The sequence below is a fragment of the Burkholderia sp. RF4-BP95 genome, assembly GCF_001521985.1.
Lineage (GTDB): Bacteria > Pseudomonadota > Gammaproteobacteria > Burkholderiales > Burkholderiaceae > Burkholderia > Burkholderia diffusa.
The window spans coordinates 1-3794 of sequence record NZ_LOSX01000083.1 but is presented as its reverse complement, the minus strand read 5'-3'; the positions used below and the strand labels follow the sequence as shown (position 1 = coordinate 3794).

The window sequence follows — 3794 nt, the reverse complement described above, 5'->3', positions numbered from 1 at the left end:
TGTGAAAGTAGGTAATCGTCAGGCTCCCTAAGCCAAGAACCCCCGCCCGACAAGGCGGGGGTTTTTGCATTGGGGCGGCGAAAACGCGAGTGCAGGCAAACGAACCTCTCCGTTTGCAGCCCAAGCGCGTCGCCGGAATCCACCGCTTGTCACCGCCCACGCCGGAACGAAATCTCGCGATTTGATACGATCGAAGTGCCGTCGACGGCTGCTTGCCTCGACGTTCATGTTCGAACCAGTGCTTGATGGAGAGAGGGCAGGGAATGAATATCGGCGACGCGTCGCGCGAATCCGGCGTTAGCGCAAAAATGATCCGGTACTACGAACAGGTTGGTCTTCTTGCGCCCAGCAAGCGTAGCGACGCCGGATACCGGATCTACGGTTCGGACGAAGTCCATATCCTGCGCTTCATCCGCCAGGCGCGGCGGCTCGGTTTTCTCGTCGAGGATATCCGCAAGCTGCTGATGCTCTGGCAGGACCGCACCCGCGCCAGCGTCGAAGTGAAGTCGATCGCCCTCGAACACGTGGCCGAACTCGACAAACGCATCGCGGAATTGAGCGATATGCGCAATACGCTCGCCGATCTCGCCGCGCACTGCCATGGTGACGAACGACCTGAATGCCCGATCTTGGCGCGCCTGGCCGAACCGATCAGTGAACCAGATTAGTGCATGCCCTCCAGGTCGAAAAGAGGCATTGACTCGATGTTCATAAAAATCAATGAGTTAAAGCAGATACTTCACAAGCCATTCCGAAATGGAATGGATTCCATGCAAGCATTTCACTAGCATCTTGGTGCGGCATCGCTATAATTCGGGATAACCCTATACGGGAAATCCCTGAATCTCGATTCGCCAGGGGTCCCCCTTCCTTGGAGAACATCATGATCGCCTACATCGTTGAAAAGCTGAGCAACTGGTTCGAATCCGCAGAACGTGAGCGCCGTGAGGCATACCTCGCCACGTCGTCGGACATCGTCCAGCTCGAGAGCCGCATCCGCTCGCTCGAAACCAACGGCTACTCGCTGTAATCGGAGTCACCGTCAGGTGCCGTGTGGCACCGAACGAAAAGCAAGCCCCGTGTTGACGGGGCTTTGTTTTTTGTGCGCTTGATCTGGCGAAATCGTCGGCGCAGCGCTATGGTATGGGCCTGGTTTTAACCGGAAGAATACGACCATGCGCTTGCGTCTCGATGTGCGTCACGTTTCTCGCGTGCGTCTCGTTCTGGGGGCTGTCGTGCTCGCTCACGGCGTGGCGGCCTGGGCGGCGGCGACGTCCAAGCCGCTGATTCTCGATACACAACGTGGGATCCAGGATGGCAAGGGCGGCCTGGTGTTGCAATCGGCTCCGTTATCGTCCGAGCCGATCGTGGAGCCCGCAGGCATGCGCGCGCCGGCCGGGCAGGGGGCGAATTCATCGATCCCGCTGTTTGTCGCGCCGTATATCAATGTGCCCGGCTGGGGCGTGTCGCCAGCCAATCAGCAGAGACCCACGCCCAGACCGCAGCCATAACGGCAAGACGTCCGCTCAGTTCCCGCGGTGCTCGATCTGGCACCGGGCGCCGCTATCCTGTCCCAGTCGTTCGACGAGATAGGGCAGCGCTTCGTTCATGCTCTGCGCGAGGGTGTACGGCGGATTCAGGATGAACATCCCGCTGCCGTAAAGGCCCAGGCCGTCTGCTGGCGGATTCGATACCGTCAGCGTGAGGTGCAGCCAGTTGTTCGGTTGCAGGCGCTTGAGCTGCTCCGGAAAACGCTGCGATTCCACCCGCGCAACCTGCGGATACCAGATCGCGTAACAGCCGGTCGCGAAACGCTTCAGGCATTCCGTCACGCAAGTCACCGTGCGCGCGTAGTCCTTCTTGTCCTCATAGGACGGATCGATCAGCACCAACGCGCGTCGCGGCGGCGGCGGCAGCAGCGCCTTGATGCCCTCGAAGCCGTCACCGGCGAAAATCATTGCACGGCGCCCCGCATCGCGGAAGTTGTGACGCAGCACGTCGATTTCCGTCGTATGCATTTCGAACAGGCGCATCCGGTCCTGCTCGCGCATCGATCGCCATGCGAGATACGGCGAGCCCGGATAGTAGCGAAGCTCGCCGTCGTCGTTCAGCGCGCGCACCTCGTCGACGTAATCACCGAGCGCCTCGGGCAGGTTCTTTTCGTTCCATAGCGGCCCAATGCCGGTGTCGAATTCCCCCGTCTTGGCGGCATAACCGTCGCGCAGCGAATACACGCCGGCGCCGGCGTGCGTGTCGATGTACCAATACGACTTGTCTTTCTTGTTCAGGTAGCGCAGCAGTTGGACGACGACGGCGTGCTTGAGCACGTCCGCGTGGTTGCCTGCATGAAAACCGTGACGATAACTGAGCATGGCGGGCTGCCTGAAACGAAGGATGAATCGATGAAAACGGACGATTGCGCGTGGCCGTCGGGCCGCGCGCCAATGCGGCCGCGTATTGTACGCGAGTGGGCGTGAGTCGCCTTACTCGAATGCGTCGCCGACGACCTCCTCGATACGTTGCTTGACCTCCGGCGTCAGCTTCGCGGCGACGTCGAGCGCGCGCATGTTGTCGCCGATCTGCTCGATCCGCGACGCGCCCGTAATGACAGAGCTCACGCGCGGATTCGCGAGTATCCATGCGATCGCCAGTTGGGCGGTGCTGCAGCCGAATTCGGCCGCGATCGCGCCGAGCCGTTCGACCACGTCGTTACTGGCCGAATCCGTCAGCCGGGAGCGGAGCCAGTCGTAGCCCGGCAGTTGCGCGCGGCTACCCGGCGGTACCCCGTTCCGGTACTTGCCGGTGAGCAGCCCCGATGCCAGCGGGCTCCAGGTCGTCAGGCCGAGACCGTAGTCTTCATAGAGCCGCGCGTATTCCTGCTCGACCCGGATACGATGGAACAGGTTGTACTGTGGCTGCTCGACGACCGGCTTGTGCAGATGGTGCCGCTCGGCAATTTCGTACGCGGCGCGAATCTCGTCGGCGCTCCACTCGGACGTGCCCCAGTACAGCGCCTTGCCGCGTACGATCATGTCGCTCATCGCCCAGACGGTCTCCTCGATCGGCGTGTTCGGATCGGGGCGATGGCAGTACACGAGGTCGACATAGTCGAGCTGCAGCCGGCGCAGCGAGCCGTCGATCGCGTTCAGCAGATATTTCCGGTTCAGCGTGTGGTATTGGTTCGGCGCTTCCGCGAGTCCCCAGAAGAACTTCGTGGACACGAGATAGCTGACGCGCGGCCAGCCGAGCGACTTGAGCGCCTGGCCCATGATTTCCTCGGATTTGCCGCCCGCATAGACCTCGGCGTTGTCGAAGAAATTGACGCCCGCATCGCGGGCCGCCGCAAGGTATTCACGGGCAACCCGCTGGTCGACCTGGTTGCCGTAGGTGACCCACGAGCCGAGCGAAAGCGCGCTGATCTGCAGGCCGGAGCGGCCTAGCCGTCGATAGTGCATGGGCGTCTCCCGCGACCCGGAACCGACCTTAAGCTTAGACGTTTTGCGCGCGAACGGCGGGGCCGATCGTGCACAATAGCGGCTGGCCTGTCTGCACGACCGCGCGACGAAGGCGGATGCAGCGGGGCGCGCTTTTTCGATCCGATAACGGAAGGAGACGGACATGGCAGCAGATCTGAGCGGCAAGACCGCAGTCGTCACGGGCGCCGCAAGCGGCATCGGCAAGGAAATCGCACTGGAGCTGGCCAAGGCAGGCGCCGCTGTCGCGATCGCCGACCTGAACCAGGACGGCGCAAACGCGGTTGCCGACGAGATCAACAAGGCAGGCGGCAAGGCGAT

The 3794-nt window shown here is 61.9% G+C and carries 6 protein-coding genes; 4 read left to right on the top strand and 2 right to left on the bottom strand.

Annotated features, from left to right (window positions below; genetic code table 11):
- The first annotated feature begins 263 nt into the window (after positions 1–263).
- From cueR to WS46_RS27940, 3 genes are all read left to right on the top strand, one after another.
- The gene (gene cueR, locus WS46_RS27945; protein ID WP_059692402.1) at positions 264–668 is read left to right on the top strand and encodes a Cu(I)-responsive transcriptional regulator; all 405 of its coding nucleotides are present in this window, start codon (positions 264–266) and stop codon (positions 666–668) included.
- 215 nt (positions 669–883) lie between these two features.
- Positions 884–1030: a DUF3563 family protein gene (locus tag WS46_RS34650; RefSeq protein WP_006478295.1), complete on the top strand. Its 147-nt coding sequence runs from the start codon at positions 884–886 to the stop codon at positions 1028–1030.
- 145 nt (positions 1031–1175) lie between these two features.
- Complete coding sequence (locus WS46_RS27940) at positions 1176–1511, top strand: hypothetical protein (protein ID WP_059692401.1); 336 nt, start codon at positions 1176–1178, stop codon at positions 1509–1511.
- A gap of 15 nt (positions 1512–1526) precedes the next feature.
- Here WS46_RS27940 and WS46_RS27935 read toward each other — a convergent pair whose 3' ends face one another.
- Both WS46_RS27935 and WS46_RS27930 read right to left on the bottom strand, forming a co-directional pair.
- Positions 1527–2372, bottom strand: a complete 846-nt coding sequence (locus WS46_RS27935; protein WP_059692400.1) for a 23S rRNA (adenine(2030)-N(6))-methyltransferase RlmJ — start codon at positions 2370–2372, stop codon at positions 1527–1529.
- 111 nt (positions 2373–2483) lie between these two features.
- Positions 2484–3455: an aldo/keto reductase gene (locus WS46_RS27930; protein ID WP_059692399.1), complete on the bottom strand. Its 972-nt coding sequence runs from the start codon at positions 3453–3455 to the stop codon at positions 2484–2486.
- Positions 3456–3618: 163 nt separating this feature from the next.
- On the opposite strand from WS46_RS27930, the gene WS46_RS27925 reads away from it, so the two are divergent.
- Positions 3619–3794, top strand: a 176-nt coding sequence (locus tag WS46_RS27925; RefSeq protein ID WP_156441403.1) for an SDR family NAD(P)-dependent oxidoreductase, incomplete at its 3' end; no start/stop codon positions are given.

Excerpts from the sequence above, each read along its gene's own strand:
- cueR (WP_059692402.1), top strand. The coding sequence starts at position 264 with ATGAATATCGGCGACGCGTCGCGCGAATCCGGCGTTAGCGCAAAAATG.
- WS46_RS34650 (WP_006478295.1), top strand. The coding sequence starts at position 884 with ATGATCGCCTACATCGTTGAAAAGCTGAGCAACTGGTTCGAATCCGCA.
- WS46_RS27940 (WP_059692401.1), top strand. The coding sequence starts at position 1,176 with ATGCGCTTGCGTCTCGATGTGCGTCACGTTTCTCGCGTGCGTCTCGTT.
- WS46_RS27935 (WP_059692400.1), bottom strand. The coding sequence starts at position 2,372 with ATGCTCAGTTATCGTCACGGTTTTCATGCAGGCAACCACGCGGACGTG.
- WS46_RS27930 (WP_059692399.1), bottom strand. The coding sequence starts at position 3,455 with ATGCACTATCGACGGCTAGGCCGCTCCGGCCTGCAGATCAGCGCGCTT.